Genomic DNA, 16,501 nt, shown 5'->3' with positions numbered 1-16,501 from the left:
GGTAGGGGATAGTGGAGTCCGTGAGTGCCGTCCCCGTACCCCAGCCCCGTCCCCGAGCCGCCTCCGCGCCCGACAGCGCGGGAAGCCGCCGGAGCCTCGGCGCCGGCCTGCTCCTCGGGGCCGCCGGCGCGACCGTCGTCCTCCTCGCCTCCGGGCAGACCTGGGCCGAGGGCCAGGCAGCCGTCGGCGGCGGCATCCTGCCGCTCAGCGCCGACGGCCAGGACGTCACCGGCCTCCCCGCCGCCCTCGCGGTCGTCGGTCTGGCCGCCCTGGTCGCGGTCTTCGCCGTACGCGGCGGCAGCAGGATCCTCGTCGCCGGCCTGCTCGCGCTCAGCGGCCTCGGCGCCGGGCTGAGCGCCTGGGCGGGCGCTTCGGACAGCGCAGCCCTGGACGAGCAGGCCGCGCAGACGACCGGCGACACCGCGGCCACGGTCGAAGCGCTCAGCCACACCGCCTGGCCCTACGTCACCGCGGCCGGCGGACTGCTGATCCTCCTCGCCGGACTGCTCGCCCTGCGCTTCGGCCGCGGCTGGCCGGCCATGTCCGGGCGGTACGAGCGCGACGGCACCCCCCGCCCCCGCAAGGCCCCCCGCACCGCCCCGGACCCCGACCGTCCCGAGGAACTGTGGAAGGCCCTGGACCGCGGCGAGGACCCGACGCGCGAGGCGTGACCCCCGAGCCTCACGTCACTCCGCGCGTACGGGACAATGGCGGAGAGCTTTTTCGACAGCGTCATCCTCAGAGCGACATCAACAAGGAGCAACTCATGGCGGGCAGCAGCCACGGACACACCCCGGCCGCCTGGACAGGTGCCATCATCTGCTTCATCGGCTTCTGCATCGCAGGCGTCTTCATGGTGGCGGCCGAGCCGGTCGGCTTCTGGGCCGGCATCGGGGTCGTGGCCCTCGGCGGGATCGTCGGTCTCGCGATGAAGACCGCCGGTCTCGGCATGCCGAAGGAGTCGGCCGAGATGGCCGCCGCCCGGGACCGTGCCGCGCGGGCCCAGATCACGGCCTGAGGGCCGTCCCGTCGCCCCTGGCGGGCCACGGATCACTGGACACCCCTCGAGCGACGTCCCGGGGGACGGACACGACACGGAGAGACGCGGCCCGGACCGGGCTGCGTCTCTCCGCGTCTGCGGGGAGAATCACCGCGTGGACGCCTCAGCCTCTTCCGCCGCCCCCGACCCGGCCCCCGTACCCCGGGCGCCCGGACCGGGCCTGCCGCACGCTCCCGCCCCGGCCTCCCGGCCGCGGCGGCTGGCCGCCCCCGTCGGGGTCATGGCCGCCGTCGTCGCCGCCTTCGGCTACGTCGCGGCCGTCGACCCCAACGAACCGGGCCACTACCCGGTCTGCCCCCTCCTGCGGTTCACCGGGGTGTTCTGCCCCGGGTGCGGCGGCCTCCGCAGCGCCCACGCGTTCGCCCACGGGGACATCCCGGCCGCCCTGGGCTCCAACGCCCTGGCCGTCGTCGGTTACGCCGTGTTCGCCGTGGTCTGGCTGACCTGGACCGTCCGCGTGAGCCGGGGCCTGCCCCCGCGGCCGTCCGTGGCGCCGGCCTGGTGGTGGGGCGCCGGCGCGCTGCTGCTGGTCTTCACCGTGATCCGCAACCTTCCGTTCGGTGCGGCACTGGCCCCCTGAGTGCCCAGTCGGTGGGACGCACGGCCGCCGGATGCGGGCTCTGCGGCCTCCTGCGGATACCATCGACATGGCTGATCCTGTTCCTCATCACCGCTTCGGAAGGGGGCCGCTCGCGTGAGTGTGCTCGACGAGATCATCGACGGCGTCCGCGCGGACCTCGCGGAGCGGCAGGCGCGCGTCAGCCTCGACGAGCTCAAGGAACGCGCCGCGCGCGCTCCCCGGGCCAAGGACGGAGTCGCCGCCCTGCGCGGCGAGGGCGTGACCGTCATCTGCGAGGTCAAGCGCTCCAGCCCCTCCAAGGGAGCCCTTGCCGCCATCGCCGACCCGGCCGCGCTCGCCGCGGACTACGAGGCCGGCGGCGCGTCCGTCATCTCGGTCCTCACCGAGCAGCGCCGCTTCGGCGGTTCGCTCGCCGACCTGGAGGCGGTCCGGGCCAAGGTCGACATCCCGGTCCTGCGCAAGGACTTCATCGTCACCTCGTACCAGCTGTGGGAGGCGCGGGCCTACGGCGCCGACCTCGCCCTGCTGATCGTCGCCGCCCTGGACCAGGAGGCCCTCGTCTCGCTCATCGAGCGCGCCGAGTCGATCGGCCTGACGCCGCTCGTCGAGGCGCACGACGAGGAGGAGGCGGAGCGTGCCGTGGACGCCGGGGCGAAGATCATCGGCGTCAACGCCCGCAACCTGAAGGACCTCAAGGTCGACCGCTCCACCTTCGAGCGCGTCGCCCCGGAGATCCCCGACCACATCGTCAAGGTCGCCGAGTCCGGTGTCCGCGGCCCGCACGACCTCATCGCCTACGCCAACTCCGGCGCGGACGCGGTGCTCGTCGGCGAGTCCCTGGTCACCGGCCGCGACCCGCGGGCGGCCGTCGCCGACCTGGTCGCCGCCGGAGCGCACCCCGCCCTGCGGCACGGGCGGAGCTGACCCGACCCGTGCCCGCCGACCGTCCCGCCGCCCGCGTCCGGCCGGGCCTGCGCCCCGCCGGGGCGAGCACCCGGGACCCGCACGCGCCGCTGGCGCGCGGCTGCCGGCCGCGTGGCTGCCGCGCCCCCGCCCGGCGGGTGCACGGACGGCGCGTGCGGTACGTCATCGGGGACGAGCCCGGACAGGTCAACGGCATGCGATGGCGCACGGGGTCCGCGCAGTAGCGAGCCCCGGCCGTCGTATCCCCGCCCCGCGCGGGATCCGCACGACACACCCCGCCGGCCGTCCACCGGCCTGCGGGGCGCCTCGCCCACGGCGCATACGGTGAACCCACCCGTCGCAAGTCGAGGAGCACGTCGCATGTCGTCCGACTTCTTCATTCCGGACCCCGAGGGTCTGATCCCCAGCGCCGAGGGGTATTTCGGCGCGTTCGGTGGCAAGTTCATCCCGGAGGCGCTGGTCGCCGCCGTGGACGAGGTCGCCGTCGAGTACGACAAGGCCAAGGCCGACCCGGCCTTCGCCGCCGAGCTCAACGCGCTCATGGCCGACTACACCGGCCGGCCCAGCGCACTGACCGAGGTCACGCGCTTCGCCGAGCACGCCGGGGGAGCCCGCGTCTTCCTCAAGCGCGAGGACCTCAACCACACCGGTTCGCACAAGATCAACAACGTGCTGGGCCAGGCGCTCCTCACCAAGCGCATGGGCAAGACGCGCATCATCGCGGAGACCGGGGCCGGTCAGCACGGGGTCGCCACCGCGACCGCCTGCGCGCTCTTCGGCCTCGAGTGCACCATCTACATGGGCGAGATCGACACCGAGCGGCAGGCGCTGAACGTGGCGCGCATGCGGATGCTCGGCGCCGAGGTCGTGGCCGTGAAGTCCGGCTCCCGGACCCTGAAGGACGCCATCAACGAGGCGTTCCGCGACTGGGTCGCCAACGTGGACCGCACCCACTACCTCTTCGGCACGGTCGCCGGGCCGCACCCCTTCCCGGCGATGGTCCGCGACTTCCACCGGGTCATCGGCGTCGAGGCCCGGCGCCAGATCCTGGAGCGCGCGGGCCGGCTGCCCGACGCCGCGGTCGCGTGCGTCGGCGGCGGGTCCAACGCCATCGGCCTCTTCCACGCCTTCATCCCGGACTCCGAGGTCCGGCTGATCGGCTGCGAACCCGCCGGGCACGGCGTGGAGACCGGCGAGCACGCGGCGACCCTGACCGCGGGCGAGCCGGGCATCCTGCACGGCTCACGGTCGTACGTCCTCCAGGACGAGGAGGGCCAGATCACCGAGCCCTACTCGATCTCGGCCGGCCTCGACTACCCGGGCATCGGACCCGAGCACGCCTACCTCAAGGACGTCGGCCGCGGCGAGTACCGCGCGGTCACCGACGACGCCGCCATGCAGGCGCTGCGCCTGCTGTCCCGCACCGAGGGGATCATCCCGGCCATCGAGAGCGCGCACGCGCTGGCCGGTGCCCTGGAGGTCGGGCGCGAGCTCGGTGAGGACGGACTGATCCTGATCAACCTGTCCGGCCGCGGCGACAAGGACATGGACACGGCCGCGCGCTACTTCGGCCTGTACGACGGCGCCGACGCGGTCGTCGAGGCCGACGTGGCCGACGGAGAGGTGGAGGTCACCAAGTGAGCGGCAACCGAGAGCTCCTCGAAGCGAAACTGGCCCAGGCCGAGTCCGAGGACCGGGCGGCCCTGATCGCCTACCTGCCCGGCGGGTTCCCGACCGTCGACGGCGGCATCGAGGCCGTGAAGGCCGCCGTCTCCGGCGGCGCCGACATCATCGAGGTGGGCCTCCCGCACAGCGACCCGGTGCTCGACGGCCCGGTCATCCAGACCGCCGACGACATCGCCCTGCGCGGTGGCGTCAAGATCGCCGACATCATGCGCACGGTCCGCGAGACCCACGAGGCGACGGGCGCACCGATCCTCGTGATGACGTACTGGAACCCGATCGACCGGTACGGCGTGGAGCGCTTCACCGCCGAACTGGCCGACGCGGGCGGCGCCGGGTGCATCCTGCCCGACCTCCCGGTCCAGGAGTCCGCGCTGTGGCGCGAGCACGCCGACAAACACGACCTCGCCACCGTGTTCGTCGTCGCGCCGAGCAGCAAGGACGCGCGCCTCGCGACCATCACGGCCGCCGGCTCCGGCTTCGTGTACGCCGCCTCGCTGATGGGCGTCACCGGCACCCGTGAATCCGTCGGCGAGCAGGCCCAGGACCTGGTGCGGCGCACCCGCGCCACCAGCTCCCTACCGGTCTGCGTCGGCATCGGCGTGTCCACGGCCGAGCACGCGCAGCAGGTCGCGGCCTTCGCCGACGGGGTGATCGTCGGCTCGGCCTTCGTGAAGCGGATGCTCGACGCACCCGACGAGGCCGCGGGCCTCGAAGCGGTACGGGCGCTGGCGGCCGAACTGGCCGAAGGCGTTCGAAAGCGCTGACATCGCCCGTCATCCGTATGGGTGGACCTGGGACCGGGGAGGCGCTGACGTGCCTCCCCGGTTCGTTTGCGCGGTGTGAGCGAGAACCAAGACCGAAACAGGACCGCGCGCGACCGGCTCGTCCAGCAGCGCGAGCAGGACCGGGCGCGGGAGCGCCGCCGCCGCACGCTGATCGTCTCCACGGCGGTGGTGGGGGTGCTGGCGCTGGCCGCCGTGATCGGCCTGATCGCCGCCAACGCGGGCAAGGACGACCAGGACTCCGAGGCGGGGCCCGCCGTCACCCCGTCCGGGGCGATGGGGGAGGACGGGCTGGCCCTCCAGGTCGGAGCCGACGACGCCCCGTCCACGCTCACGATCTGGGAGGACTTCCGCTGCCCGGTCTGCGCCCAGTTCGAGAACGCCTTCCGCGGCACCATCACCGAGCTGGCGGAGAGCGGACAGCTCAAGGTGCAGTACCACCTGGCCACGATCATCGACGGCAACCTCGGCGGCAGCGGCTCCCTGCGCGCGGCCAACGCGGCCGCCTGCGCGCAGGACGCCGGCAAGTTCGCCGCGTACCACGACGTCCTCTACCGCAACCAGCCGGCGGAGACCGACGACGCCTTCGCCAAGAACAGCAGGCTGATCGAGCTGGCCGGTTCGGTGAAGGGCCTCGACACGCCCGCCTTCCGCAGCTGTGTGGAGGACGGCACCCACGACAGCTGGGTCGAGAAGTCGAACAAGGCGTTCACCGAGGGCGGCTTCGAGGGCACGCCGACGGCGCTCCTCAACGGCGAGTCGATCTTCCCGAAGAAGGGGAACGAGCAGATCTCCGACGCCAACATCAAGAAGTGGGTGGCCGAGGCCAACAAGGGCAAGAAGCCCGGCACGGTCGGGGCGACGCCCTCGTCGTCCTGAGCGCCGTCCCTGAGGTGCTGTTCCGGCCCGGCGGAGGGCGTGTCCCGCCGGGCCTCGTTACCCAGAAGTTGTCCGACGGCTTGCCGTACGTCCCGTCCGGCAGGGTAGCGTCGACCCCGTCATGAACTCTGCCTTCATTCCCAGCCCGTCGACCGGGGTGATCGAGCTCGGCCCGATCCCGCTCCGCGGCTACGCGTTCTGCATCATCATCGGTGTCTTCGTCGCCGTCTGGTTCGGCAACAAGCGCTGGATCGCCAGGGGCGGCAAAGCCGGCACCGTGGCCGACATCGCCGTCTGGGCCGTGCCCTTCGGCCTCGTCGGCGGCAGGCTCTACCACGTCATCACCGACTACCAGCTGTACTTCAGCGACGGTGAGGACTGGGTGGACGCCTTCAAGATCTGGGAGGGCGGCCTGGGCATCTGGGGCGCGATCGCGCTCGGCGCGGTCGGCGCCTGGATCGGCTGCCGCCGCCGCGGCATCCCGCTCCCGGCGTGGGCCGACGCGCTGGCGCCCGGGATCGCCTTCGCCCAGGCGATCGGCCGCTGGGGCAACTGGTTCAACCAGGAGCTCTACGGCAAGCCGACGGACCTGCCGTGGGCGCTCAAGATCAGCGAGGGCACGAACCGGGTCGAGGGCACCTACCACCCGACGTTCCTCTACGAGTCCCTGTGGTGCATCGGTGTCGCACTCCTGGTGATCTGGGCCGACCGCCGCTTCAAGCTGGGCCACGGCCGGGCGTTCGCGCTCTACGTCGCGGCGTACTGCGTGGGCCGCGGGTGGATCGAGTACCTGCGCGTCGACGAGGCGCACCACGTGCTGGGCCTCCGGCTCAACGTGTGGACCGCGATCATCGTGTTCGCGCTGGCGGTCACGTACATCGTGATCTCCCTGAGGGTGCGCCCGGGCCGCGAGGAGATCGTCGAGCCCGACCTGACGAAGGACGGCGCGAAGACCGGACCCGGCGAGGCGTCCTCGGACGACGCCTCCCCGGACGACGTCCCCGCCGAGGGCACCGCCCCGAAGGACGCCTCCTCGGACGACTCCGCCTCGCAGGAGAACACACCGTCCGAGGACGCCCCGGACGCCTCCGCCGACGGTGCGCAGGAGCCGGAGGGCGACGGAGCCGCCCCGCAGAAGGCCGACCGGAGCTGACACCGGCGACGTGTGAAGGGGCCGTCCGACCCGCAGGGGCCGGACGGCCCCTTCATGTCACCCCCGGCCGTCCGTGACGCCGGGCGGCTGGACGACGCCGCCCCGGGGACGTGCCCCGGCGGGTCCGCCCCGCCCGGCGTCTCAGCGGCGCCGGGCGAGGGCGAGCGTGCGCTGCGCGCTCGCCACCACCGCGGCGTCCACGAACCTCCCGTCCGGCAGGGCCTGGGCGCCCTCCTGGGTGCGGGACGCCTCCACGACCTGCTCCGCGGCCTCGACCTCACGCGATGTCGGGCGGAACGCCCGCTCGATGACCGGAAGCTGCCGCGGATGGATCGCCGCCCGGCCCAGCAGGCCGAGGCCCCGCCCGTGGGCGCAGGACGACCGCAGCCCGGACAGGTCCCGGACGTCGGGGAACACCGACATGACGGGCGGGGCCAGACCGGCCGCCCGTGCCGCGATCACGACACGACCGCGCGACCAGTCGAGTCCGGCGTCGTCCCGCACCCCCAGATCCGCCCGCAGGTCCGCCTCGCCCAGCGCGATCCCCCGCACGTCGTGATGGGCCCCGGCGATCGAGTACGCGTGCTCGATGGCCAGCGCCGACTCCAGCAGCGGATACAGCGGGACCCCCGGGGCCAGGGCCGCCACGTGGTGCACCGACGCCGCATGGGTGATCTTGGGAAGGCGCATCCCCGACAGCCCGGGCAGCCGCGCCAGGGCCTTGACGTCCCCCTCGCCGTGGACCCGGACGTGGACCGGGGCCACCGACGGGCCGGGCGCCGGAGGGTCGGAGAGCAGCTCCGCCGTCGCCGACCGGGCGTACTCCTTGCGGTCGGGCGCGACGGCGTCCTCCAGGTCGACGATGACCACGTCCGCGCCCGAACCGAGGGCCTTGCGGACCACGGCGGGCTTGTCCCCGGGGACGTACAGCCAGGTCAGTGCCACCGCCGCCCCGTTCACAGCGCACCCTCCTCCCGGAGTTCGGCGATCCTCGGCGCGGAGAGCCCGAGCGCCGTCAGGATCTCCTCCGTGTCCGCCCCGTGCGGCCGGCCCGCCCAGCGGATCGCCCCGGGGGTCTCCGACAGCCGGAACAGCACGTTCTGCATCCGCAGCGGCCCCAGCTCCGGGTCGTCGACCTCGACGATCGAGCCCAGTGCCCGGTACTGCGGGTCCTCCATCACGTCCCGTACGTCCTGGATCGGCGCGATGGCGGCCTCGGCCTTCTCGAACGCGTCCACGGCCTCCTCCCGGGTGCGCCGGGCGATCCAGTGCCCCACGGCCTCGTCGAGTTCGTCGGCGTGTTCGGCGCGGGAGCTGCCGGCACCGAACCACGGTTCGTCGATCAGCTCGGGGCGTCCCACCAGGCGCATGACGCGTTCCGCGACGGACTGGGCGGACGTCGAGACGGCGACCCAGTGCCCGTCGGAGGTGCGGTAGGTGTTGCGCGGGGCGTTGTTGCGGGAGCGGTTGCCGGTGCGCGGCTGGACGTAGCCGAGCTGGTCGTACCAGAGCGGCTGCGGGCCCAGCACGGTGAGGATCGGCTCGATGATCGCCATGTCCACCACCTGTCCGCCGCCGGTGCGGTCGCGTCCGGCCAGCGCCGTCATCACCGCGTACGCCGTGGCGAGCGCGGCGATCGAGTCGGCGAGCCCGAACGGCGGCAGGGTGGGCGGACCGTCCGGTTCGCCGGTGACGGCGGCGAAGCCGCTCATCGCCTCGGCGAGCGTGCCGAAACCGGGCCGGTGCGCGTGGGGGCCCGTCTGGCCGAATCCGGTGACCCGGGTGAGGACCAGGCGCGGGTTGACGGCGCTCAGCTCCTCCCAGCCGAGTCCCCAGCGCTCCAGCGTCCCGGGGCGGAAGTTCTCGATGATCACGTCGGTGTCCGCCGCCAGCCGCAGCAGGACGTCCCGGCCACCGGGGCTGGACAGGTCCAGGGTCAGCGTGCGCTTGTTGCGGCCGAGCAGCTTCCACCAGAGCCCGATGCCGTCCTTCGAGGGCCCGTGGCCGCGAGAGGGGTCGGGCTTGCGGGGGTGCTCGACCTTGATGACCTCGGCCCCGAAGTCCCCGAGCATCGTGGCCGCGAGAGGCCCGGCGAAGAGCGTGGCGAGGTCCAGGACCCGCAGGCCGGTGAGCGGCGGAGTCGTTCCGGGGCCGGTCATACGGCATCGATCTCGCTGCGGAACGGCATCGACGTCGAGGCGCCCGCCCGCTGTACGCACAGTGCCGCGGCCGAGGACGCCCAGGCCAGCGCCTCGGGCACGGACCTGCCCTCGCCGAGGGCCACGGCCAGCGTGCCGACGAAGGTGTCCCCGGCGCCCGTCGTGTCGACGGCGGTGACCTCGGGCGCCGGGAGCAGTACGGGTTCGCCGCCGCGGGCCGCGTACAGACAGCCCTTGCGGCCGAGCGTGATCACGACCTCCGGGACCTGCCGGAGCAGGATCTGCGCCGCCGCGTGCGGGTCCGCGTACCCGGTGAGCGCTTCGGCCTCGTGCTCGTTGGGGACCAACAGGTCGACAGCGTCGAGGAGTTCGGGCGGCAGCGGCTGTACGGGCGACGGTGTGAGGATCGTGTGCACGCCCCGTGCCCTCGCCGTACGCGCCGCCTCGGTCACCACGGCGAGCGGGAGTTCCAGCTGGAGGAGCAGCAGGCCGGCTGCGGCGATGGCGGCCTCCTCGCCCGCGCCCAGCGTGATCACGGTGGCGTTCGCGCCGGGGACGACCACGATCGAGTTGGCCCCCTCGTCGTCGACGACGATGTGGGCGGTGCCGCTGGGGCCCGCGGCGGTGTGCAGGAGGTCGGTGTCCACACCCGCGTGTTCCAGATTCGTCCGCAGCCGCGAGCCGTACTCGTCCGTGCCGACCGCGCCCATCATCACGACGTCACCTCCCGCGCGGGCCGCCGCGACGGCCTGGTTGGCGCCCTTGCCGCCGGGTACGGTCCGGAACTCGCGTCCGGTGACGGTCTCCCCGGGCACGGGCGCCCGGGCGACGTAGGCGACGAGGTCCATGTTGGTGCTGCCGAGCACCGCGATCGCTGTCATGGGCGGCGTACCTCCTGGTAGGTCAGTTCCGCGAGGGTGTCGAAGCCGATGGAGCCGAAGCCGGCGACGGATGTGGTGAGCCTGTTCTTGAGCGGTGCGGTCCACCGGTCGGGCAGTGCGTCGGGGCGGCCGGCGAGCAGGCCCGCGAGCGATCCGGCGGTCGCGCCGTTCGAGTCGGTGTCCCAGCCGCCGGACACCGCGCGGCAGACGGAACCGGTGAAGTCGCCGTCCGCGTGTGTGAGGGCGGCGGCGAGCAGTGCCGCGTTGGGCAGGACGTGCACCCAGTGGTGCGTGGCGTCGAACGCGGCGTGCAGGCGGTCCACGACCGCGTCGAAGTCCTGCTCCTCGCGGGCCGCGCCGATACCGAGCCGGACGGCCGCGGCGTAGCGGGAACGCGGCGGGACCACGCGGAGTCCCGCCGCGAGGCAGCCGTGCACGTCCGTCTCGCCGCCCGCCGCCTCGGCGAGCGCGGCGGCGGTGAACATCGCGCCGTAGACCCCGTTCGCGGTGTGCGTCAGCACCGCGTCCCGGTGTGCCTGCCCGGCGGCCGCGGCCGGGTCGCCGGGGTGCGTCCAGCCGTGCACGTCCGCCCGGATCTGGGCGCCGATCCACTCCCGGAAGGGGTTGCGGTGGCGTGCGGTGTCCGGTGGCTCGACGCCGTCGAGGAGGTTGCGGTAGGCGACGCGTTCGGCGGTGAAGACGCGTCCGGCGGGCAGCTCGGCGAGCCAGAGGCGGGCGACGTCGTCCGTGGTGAAGCCCGGGCCGTGGCGCTGGACCAACAGCAGGGCCAGCAGGGGGAAGTTGAGGTCGTCGTCCTCCGGCATGCCGTCGATGTTCTCGGCGAGGGAGGTGGGCGCGGAACGCCGGTTCCACGGGTACGCGGCGGCGAGGCCGGCGGGCAGCCCCCGGGCGGTGAACCAGGTGGCGAGCGGCCAGTTCCCGGTGGCGCGGCCGATGGCCCGGATGCCCTCCAGCGGGAGCTTCTCCACGGGCTTCCCGAGCAGACAGCCGGCGGCCCGGCCCAGCCAGGCGGCGTGGAGGCGGTCGGGTCCCGGGTCCACCGTGCCCGCCCGGAGGGCCGGCCAGCGGGGGCACGCGTCCCTGATCGCCGACAGCTCCGTCGGCTCGTCCCGGGCCGACGGGCAGTCCAGCCGGGCGAGTTCGTCCAGGAGTTCCCCGGCGAGCGGGCGCAGTCCGGGGGGCGCGTGCGGTGCGGAGGCACCCGCCCGCTCGGGGGCCGGGGACCCGCCCGCCGCGTACCACCTCTTCGCGATGTCCCCGGCGTCCCGGCCGTCCTGCGCGGCCTGGCGCAGCTCGTGGCCCACCAGGTCCTCGGGCTGGACCCAGGTCAGGCGCACGCTCACCGGTCGCCGCCCGCCAGCACGGCGAACGCCGCCTCGTGGGCCCGGCGCCGTGCGGTGTCCCGTGCGAAGACCTCGCGGGCGACCTCCGCGAGGGCACGGGCGGGAGCGTGCAGATCGAGGCGGCTGGCCTCGGAGACCGTCTTCACCCAGTCGACGGGAATGCCCTGCTCGCCGTGGAGCGCCCCCGCCAGGGCGCCGCTCATCGTGGCGATCGAGTCGCAGTCGCGGCCGTAGTTGACCGACCCCAGCACCGTGCGGCGGTAGTCGCCCCCGCCGACGAGCAGCATGCCGAGCGCGACCGGCAGCTCCTCGATGGAGTGCAGCCGGGAGGGCCTGCGGGCCCCGAGGGAGGGGTCGCGGTAGTGCGGGCCCACCGTGTCGAACGGTGCGACGGCGGCGCGCAGCGGGGCCAGCGCCGACTCGAAGTCCGTGTGTCCGGCGGCGGCTTCGCACACGGCCTCGATCGCCGAGCGGGTGCCGTCCTTGGCGAGCGCCAGCGCCGCCTCGACGACCGACTCCGGCGTGGCGCCCGGGGCGCAGGCGGCCGCGACGGCGGCGGCCAGGACCCCGGCGGCCTCCCGCCCGTACGAGGACTGGTGGGCTCCCGCGACGTCGAGCGCCTCCGCGTACGCGGCCTCCGGGTGGGCGGCGTTCACCAGGCCGACCGGCGCCATGTACATCGCCGCCCCGCAGTTGACGATGTTGCCCGAACCGGCCTCGCGGGGGTCGGCGTGGCCGTAGTGCAGCCGTGTGACGATCCACTTCTCGGCGAGGAAGATCCGCTGCAGCGGGAGGGCTTCCGCCTCCAGTTCGGGGATCCAGCGGGGCCGCGACATCAGGTCCGGCACGAGGTGGTCGGCGACGGCGTACGCGTCGAGGTGGCCGCGGACCGTCTCGTACACCCGCACCAGCGCATGGGTCATCAGGGTGTCGTCGGTGACGTGCCCGTCGCCCTTGTGGTACGGGGCGATGGGTCGTGCGGTGCGCCAGTCGTCGCCGTACCAGGGGCCGACGACACCGCTCACCCGGCCGCCGTGACGCTCGGCGATCTGCTCGGGAGTCCAGCCCTCGACGGGGCCGCCGAGGGCGTCGCCGACGGCCGCGCCGACGAGGGCTCCGGTGATGCGCTCATCCAGGGTGAGGGCCGTGACGGCCAAGGTCGCTTGTGTCGTTTTGTGTGCCATGCCGGAATTGTCCACCCGGGGTGACCGGTTCCGTGGCTGCCAGCAGCCCGGCGAGTTCGATCAGATCGGTCCCGGCCAGGCGCGGAAGGGCGCACCCGGCGAGCGTGCGGCAGGCCTCCCGCCAGCCCGCCGGCACCGCGCCGATCCCGCCCAGCGCGCCGGTCAGCGCCCCCGCGAGGGCGGGCGCCGAATCCGCGACCCGGGACAGGCAGGCCGCCGCCGGGACGGCCTGCGCGATCTCACCCCGCGCCGCGGCCGTCAGGGCCAGGGCGACCGGCACGGTCTCGGCGGCGGCGATCCCGTAGCTGTAGACGTGGTCCACGATCTGATGCTCCAGCACCGGGACGAGCGCGAAGGCCCCCGCCGCCTCACCGGCGAACTCCCGGGCCAGCCGCACGGCGTGGACGGCGTTGCGGGCGATCTCCGTGCCGTCGGGCAGCTGTTCGAGCGCCGCGTCGACCACCGCGTCGACGTCCGCCCCCGCGAGCGCCACGGCGATCGCGGCGGCGACCGCCCGCGCGCCGTGCACCCCGTCACCGTCCTGGGTGTAGCGGGCGTCGAACTCGGCGAGGTCCGCCGCCGCCGACGGGTCGCCGGGATGCACGGTCGCGAGCACCGCGGCCCGTACGCAGGCGGCGTCGTCGAAGTAGTGCGGGTTGTCGTGGCCGGTGGCGGGCGGCCGCAGCCCGGCGGCCAGATTGCCCAGCCCGGCCCGCACCGAGATCCGGGCCCGCAGCGGGAGCACGGCGGCCTCGACCTCGGGCGCGCGGGCGCTCGCGGCGGCCACCTTCGCGGCCAGCGCGTTCCACGACCGGTCGATCGCGTCCCGCATCCGCCTGCCGGGGGAGAGGCCGGGCGCGTGGTCGGCCGCCGCGGCCAGCACGGTCCGGGCCGCGAACGCGGCCCACTCGGCGTCGTCGGACGGCCCGAGCCGCAGTGGCTCGGGCGGCTGGTTGAGGGCGATGGGGACGGGGAGCGTCGTGGTCGCGTTCTGCTCCGCGAAGGTGTCCAGTTCCCGCGTGAGGCGCCGGGTCCACTCCGGCATGCGCGCGGCCCGGTGCCGCGCCGCGGGCCAGCCGGCCGCGTCCCCGGCCGCCAGGCCGAGCAGCAGGCCCTCGATCCTCGCCCGCCGGCCGGCGGTGTCCGGGGCCGGGCCGGCGGCGGGTTCGGCGGTGATGCGGATGGCGACGTGCGGGGCCGCCGGTTCGCCGGCGGCGGGGGACGCGCTCCCGGGCGCGGGCCGGTACCCGGCGGTCACCGGCCGGCCCGCCGGGTACGGGCCCCGGAGACGGCCGGAAGCGGAGAGGGCCCGCCGGGCGGTGCGGTGAAGGCGTGCTCCCGGTCCGGGGCGGGCGGTGCCCCCCGGCCCCCCGGGGCGTCCTCGGCGTCGTCCGGCGTCAGCAGCTCCGCGATGTCCAGCACGTGGTAGCCCCGCATCGACGGCAGGCAACTGCCCCGGACCGGCCCGATCGCCGACGCCCACGCGCGGGGGATCGCCGACGCCCCCTGCAGCGCCCCGGCCAGCGCCCCCGCGACGGCCGCCGTCGTGTCGGCGTCCCGGCCCATGTTCACGGCCATGAGCACCGCCTCGCGGAAGTCGCCGCGCGCCGCCGTGAACGCCCCGAAGGCGAGTCCCACCGCCTCCGGCGCCAGATCCGTCCACGGGTATCCGCCGATCACCACGGCGGAGCGCACGGCCCGCTCCCCGGTCAGCCGGTCCGGATACGGGCGCTGCGCGGCGGTGACCGCGCGGCGCAGCGAACGGGCGGTCCAGGAGTCCATCGGCACGACGGAGAGCGCGGCGGCGATCACCGACGCGAGGCCGGCCCCGACCATGGCGGCCGCCACCCCGGCCGCGACCGCCTGGCCGCCGTAGATGCCCTCGCCGTCATGGCTGACCCGGCCGTCCACCGCCACCAGGCGGGCGGCCTCCGCCGGCCGCCCCGCCGCGAAGACCCCGAAGGGCGCCGCCCGCATGGCGAGACCGTCGCTCCAGGCGTGCCGGTGCTGCGCCGAGATCGGCGCGGCGAGCCCCCTGCGGAGGTTCTCCAGCGTGCCGCGCTCGCTGAATCCCGCGCCCCGGAAGGGGCCCTCGTCCAGATCGGCGATCCAGTGGTGCCACGCCCGCTCGACGTGCGAGACGGTCAGCGCGGAGCCGTGCCGGGCCAGCAGCAGCCCGGAGAAGATCGCGTACTCGGTGTCGTCGGTGCCGGCCGGGTCGTCGCTGACGAAGCCCTCGATGCGGCCCCAGCGCCGACGGATCTCGGACGGCCGCAGGTTCTCCGCCGGGGCGCCGAGCGCGTCACCGACCGCGAGCCCCAGCAGCGCCCCCCGCGCCCGGTCGCCCCTGCCCGCCGTCGGGCCGTCCGCCGTCAGCTCCATCGTCTCGCCCCTTCGCTCGCATCCGTCACACGCACCCGTCACCCGCACCGGAGCCACCGGACGAACCGGATGGACCCGGATACGGATGGACCCGGATAGGAGGGGATTCCACGCGGGGGCGGAAGAGAGGCGTTCACCGCGGATAAATCGGCCGCCCGGGTGACGCTCCCGGAGCAGGTAAGTTCGGCCTTCCTTGCTGGCGGGAGGCCTTTTTCGTGCGTACTTTCGAGTATGCGGAGCGGAGTGAGACGTTCGGGGCCCGCTCCCGGAAAAGGGGAGAGCTGTGTCCATCATCGAGACCGACGCCGTACTGCACGAGGCACACCGGGACAACCACACCCACCGTGACGTCAACGGCGGCTGGCTGCGTCCCGCGGTCTTCGGGGCCATGGACGGCCTGGTCTCCAACCTCGCGCTGATGACGGGTGTCGCCGGCGGTGCGGTCTCCCACCAGACCATCGTGATCACGGGCCTCGCGGGACTGGCCGCCGGTGCCTTCTCGATGGCCGCGGGGGAGTACACCTCCGTCGCCTCGCAGCGCGAACTCGTCGAGGCGGAGCTCGCCGTCGAGCGCCGGGAGCTGCGCAGGCACCCCGCCGACGAGATGGAGGAGCTCGCCTCCCTGTACGAGTCCCGGGGCGTCGAGCCCCTGCTCGCCCGCGAGGTCGCCCGGCAGCTGTCCAGGGACCCCGAGCAGGCCCTGGAGATCCACGCCCGCGAGGAGCTGGGCATCGACCCGGGGGACCTGCCCTCCCCGCTGGTCGCCGCCGTGTCGTCCTTCGGCGCCTTCGCCCTGGGCGCGCTGCTCCCGGTGCTGCCCTTCCTCCTCGGCGCCACGCAGCTGTGGCCCGCCGTGCTGCTCGCCCTCGTCGGCCTGTTCGGCTGCGGGGCGGTGGTGGCCAGGGTGACCGCCCGCAGCTGGTGGTTCAGCGGCCTGCGCCAGCTCCTGCTCGGCGGGGCGGCCGCCGCGCTCACGTACGGGCTGGGCACCCTGTTCGGCGTAGCCGCGGGCTGACGCCGCTCCCGCCGGACCGGGACGCTCCGGCGGGCGGACGCGCCCCGGTCCCGCCGCCGCCCGCGGGCGTTCCCGCCCCGAGGTGCGGGACTTTGCGCGCGTCCTGCGGCGTTGCACAGGTGTGACGTACGTCTTGGCGCACGTCACTGGGCCTACGGGTGAGCGGCCCGTAAGGTGAGACGCTATGCAGTGCTACACATAAGTAGCCGTTACCCGGCGGTTTCGATTCCATGACCGGCGGGCAAGAGCCGTAGACATCGCGGGCAACGACGCTCGCTCTCTGCGGTCTCCCAGGACAGTGATCCACCATGATCCGTCCCCTCGTGACCCACCGGCACCGCACCTTCGCGGTGTCCGCATGCTGGAACGTCCTATCCGCTTTTTGAGAAGCGTTCCATCATGTAACCTGCACGAAATTTCGCAGAGGGCCAACGTCGTCCCTCGGCACAGCA

The 16,501-nt window shown here is 74.3% G+C and carries 16 protein-coding genes; 9 read left to right on the top strand and 7 right to left on the bottom strand.

Translation table 11 applies throughout. The features are described 5' to 3' along the window. The first annotated feature begins 11 nt into the window (after positions 1 to 11). From OHT61_RS08340 to lgt, 8 genes are all read left to right on the top strand, one after another. On the top strand, positions 12 to 671 hold the full coding sequence (locus tag OHT61_RS08340) for a TIGR02234 family membrane protein (protein ID WP_329036424.1): 660 nt from the start codon (positions 12 to 14) through the stop codon (positions 669 to 671). Positions 672 to 766: 95 nt separating this feature from the next. Next, positions 767 to 1,018, top strand: a complete 252-nt coding sequence (locus OHT61_RS08335; protein WP_329036422.1) for an HGxxPAAW family protein — start codon at positions 767 to 769, stop codon at positions 1,016 to 1,018. A 136-nt stretch (positions 1,019 to 1,154) separates the two neighbouring features. Beyond that, positions 1,155 to 1,640, top strand: a complete 486-nt coding sequence (locus tag OHT61_RS08330) for a DUF2752 domain-containing protein (protein ID WP_329036420.1) — start codon at positions 1,155 to 1,157, stop codon at positions 1,638 to 1,640. A 114-nt stretch (positions 1,641 to 1,754) separates the two neighbouring features. Further along, positions 1,755 to 2,564 carry an indole-3-glycerol phosphate synthase TrpC gene (gene trpC / locus OHT61_RS08325; RefSeq protein ID WP_329036417.1) on the top strand — a complete coding sequence of 270 codons (810 nt, stop codon included), beginning with the start codon at positions 1,755 to 1,757 and terminating at the stop codon, positions 2,562 to 2,564. A 360-nt stretch (positions 2,565 to 2,924) separates the two neighbouring features. Continuing rightward, positions 2,925 to 4,205: a tryptophan synthase subunit beta gene (gene trpB, locus OHT61_RS08315; protein ID WP_329036416.1), complete on the top strand. Its 1,281-nt coding sequence runs from the start codon at positions 2,925 to 2,927 to the stop codon at positions 4,203 to 4,205. Then, a complete protein-coding gene (gene trpA / locus OHT61_RS08310; RefSeq protein WP_329036415.1) occupies positions 4,202 to 5,014 on the top strand; it encodes a tryptophan synthase subunit alpha in 813 nt (270 codons plus the stop codon). The genes trpB and trpA overlap by 4 nt, the downstream gene beginning before the upstream one ends. A 75-nt stretch (positions 5,015 to 5,089) precedes the next feature. After that, a complete protein-coding gene (locus OHT61_RS08305; RefSeq protein ID WP_329036414.1) occupies positions 5,090 to 5,911 on the top strand; it encodes a DsbA family protein in 822 nt (273 codons plus the stop codon). 121 nt (positions 5,912 to 6,032) lie between these two features. Beyond that, positions 6,033 to 7,064 carry a prolipoprotein diacylglyceryl transferase gene (gene lgt, locus OHT61_RS08300; RefSeq protein ID WP_329036413.1) on the top strand — a complete coding sequence of 344 codons (1,032 nt, stop codon included), beginning with the start codon at positions 6,033 to 6,035 and terminating at the stop codon, positions 7,062 to 7,064. 141 nt (positions 7,065 to 7,205) lie between these two features. Here the strand turns inward: lgt and OHT61_RS08295 are convergent, their stop codons facing one another. From OHT61_RS08295 to OHT61_RS08265, 7 genes are read right to left on the bottom strand one after another with little or no spacing between them, the layout of a single operon-like run. Further along, the gene (locus OHT61_RS08295; protein WP_329036412.1) at positions 7,206 to 8,024 is read right to left on the bottom strand and encodes an HpcH/HpaI aldolase/citrate lyase family protein; all 819 of its coding nucleotides are present in this window, start codon (positions 8,022 to 8,024) and stop codon (positions 7,206 to 7,208) included. Next, positions 8,021 to 9,223, bottom strand: a complete 1,203-nt coding sequence (locus tag OHT61_RS08290; RefSeq protein WP_329036410.1) for a CaiB/BaiF CoA transferase family protein — start codon at positions 9,221 to 9,223, stop codon at positions 8,021 to 8,023. The genes OHT61_RS08295 and OHT61_RS08290 overlap by 4 nt, the downstream gene beginning before the upstream one ends. Further along, the gene (gene rbsK / locus OHT61_RS08285; RefSeq protein ID WP_329036409.1) at positions 9,220 to 10,104 is read right to left on the bottom strand and encodes a ribokinase; all 885 of its coding nucleotides are present in this window, start codon (positions 10,102 to 10,104) and stop codon (positions 9,220 to 9,222) included. The genes OHT61_RS08290 and rbsK overlap by 4 nt, the downstream gene beginning before the upstream one ends. Continuing rightward, the gene (locus OHT61_RS08280; protein ID WP_329036408.1) at positions 10,101 to 11,468 is read right to left on the bottom strand and encodes an ADP-ribosylglycohydrolase family protein; all 1,368 of its coding nucleotides are present in this window, start codon (positions 11,466 to 11,468) and stop codon (positions 10,101 to 10,103) included. Before OHT61_RS08280 ends, rbsK begins: the two co-directional genes overlap by 4 nt. Continuing rightward, positions 11,465 to 12,652, bottom strand: coding sequence for an ADP-ribosylglycohydrolase family protein (locus tag OHT61_RS08275; protein WP_329036406.1), 1,188 nt, complete (start codon positions 12,650 to 12,652; stop codon positions 11,465 to 11,467). The genes OHT61_RS08280 and OHT61_RS08275 overlap by 4 nt, the downstream gene beginning before the upstream one ends. Further along, complete coding sequence (locus tag OHT61_RS08270; RefSeq protein ID WP_443049376.1) at positions 12,597 to 13,910, bottom strand: ADP-ribosylglycohydrolase family protein; 1,314 nt, start codon at positions 13,908 to 13,910, stop codon at positions 12,597 to 12,599. The genes OHT61_RS08275 and OHT61_RS08270 overlap by 56 nt, the downstream gene beginning before the upstream one ends. Next, complete coding sequence (locus OHT61_RS08265) at positions 13,907 to 15,034, bottom strand: ADP-ribosylglycohydrolase family protein (RefSeq protein WP_329036404.1); 1,128 nt, start codon at positions 15,032 to 15,034, stop codon at positions 13,907 to 13,909. Before OHT61_RS08265 ends, OHT61_RS08270 begins: the two co-directional genes overlap by 4 nt. Before the next feature lie 283 nt (positions 15,035 to 15,317). Between OHT61_RS08265 and OHT61_RS08260 the strand changes: the two genes are divergently transcribed. Beyond that, a complete protein-coding gene (locus OHT61_RS08260; RefSeq protein ID WP_329036402.1) occupies positions 15,318 to 16,049 on the top strand; it encodes a VIT1/CCC1 transporter family protein in 732 nt (243 codons plus the stop codon). Positions 16,050 to 16,501: the final 452 nt, after the last annotated feature.

The sequence above is a fragment of the Streptomyces sp. NBC_00178 genome (assembly GCF_036206005.1).
In the GTDB taxonomy this organism is placed as follows: domain Bacteria; phylum Actinomycetota; class Actinomycetes; order Streptomycetales; family Streptomycetaceae; genus Streptomyces.
Note: the sequence above shows the minus strand (reverse complement) of the source record. Positions and strands in the feature narration are given on the sequence as shown.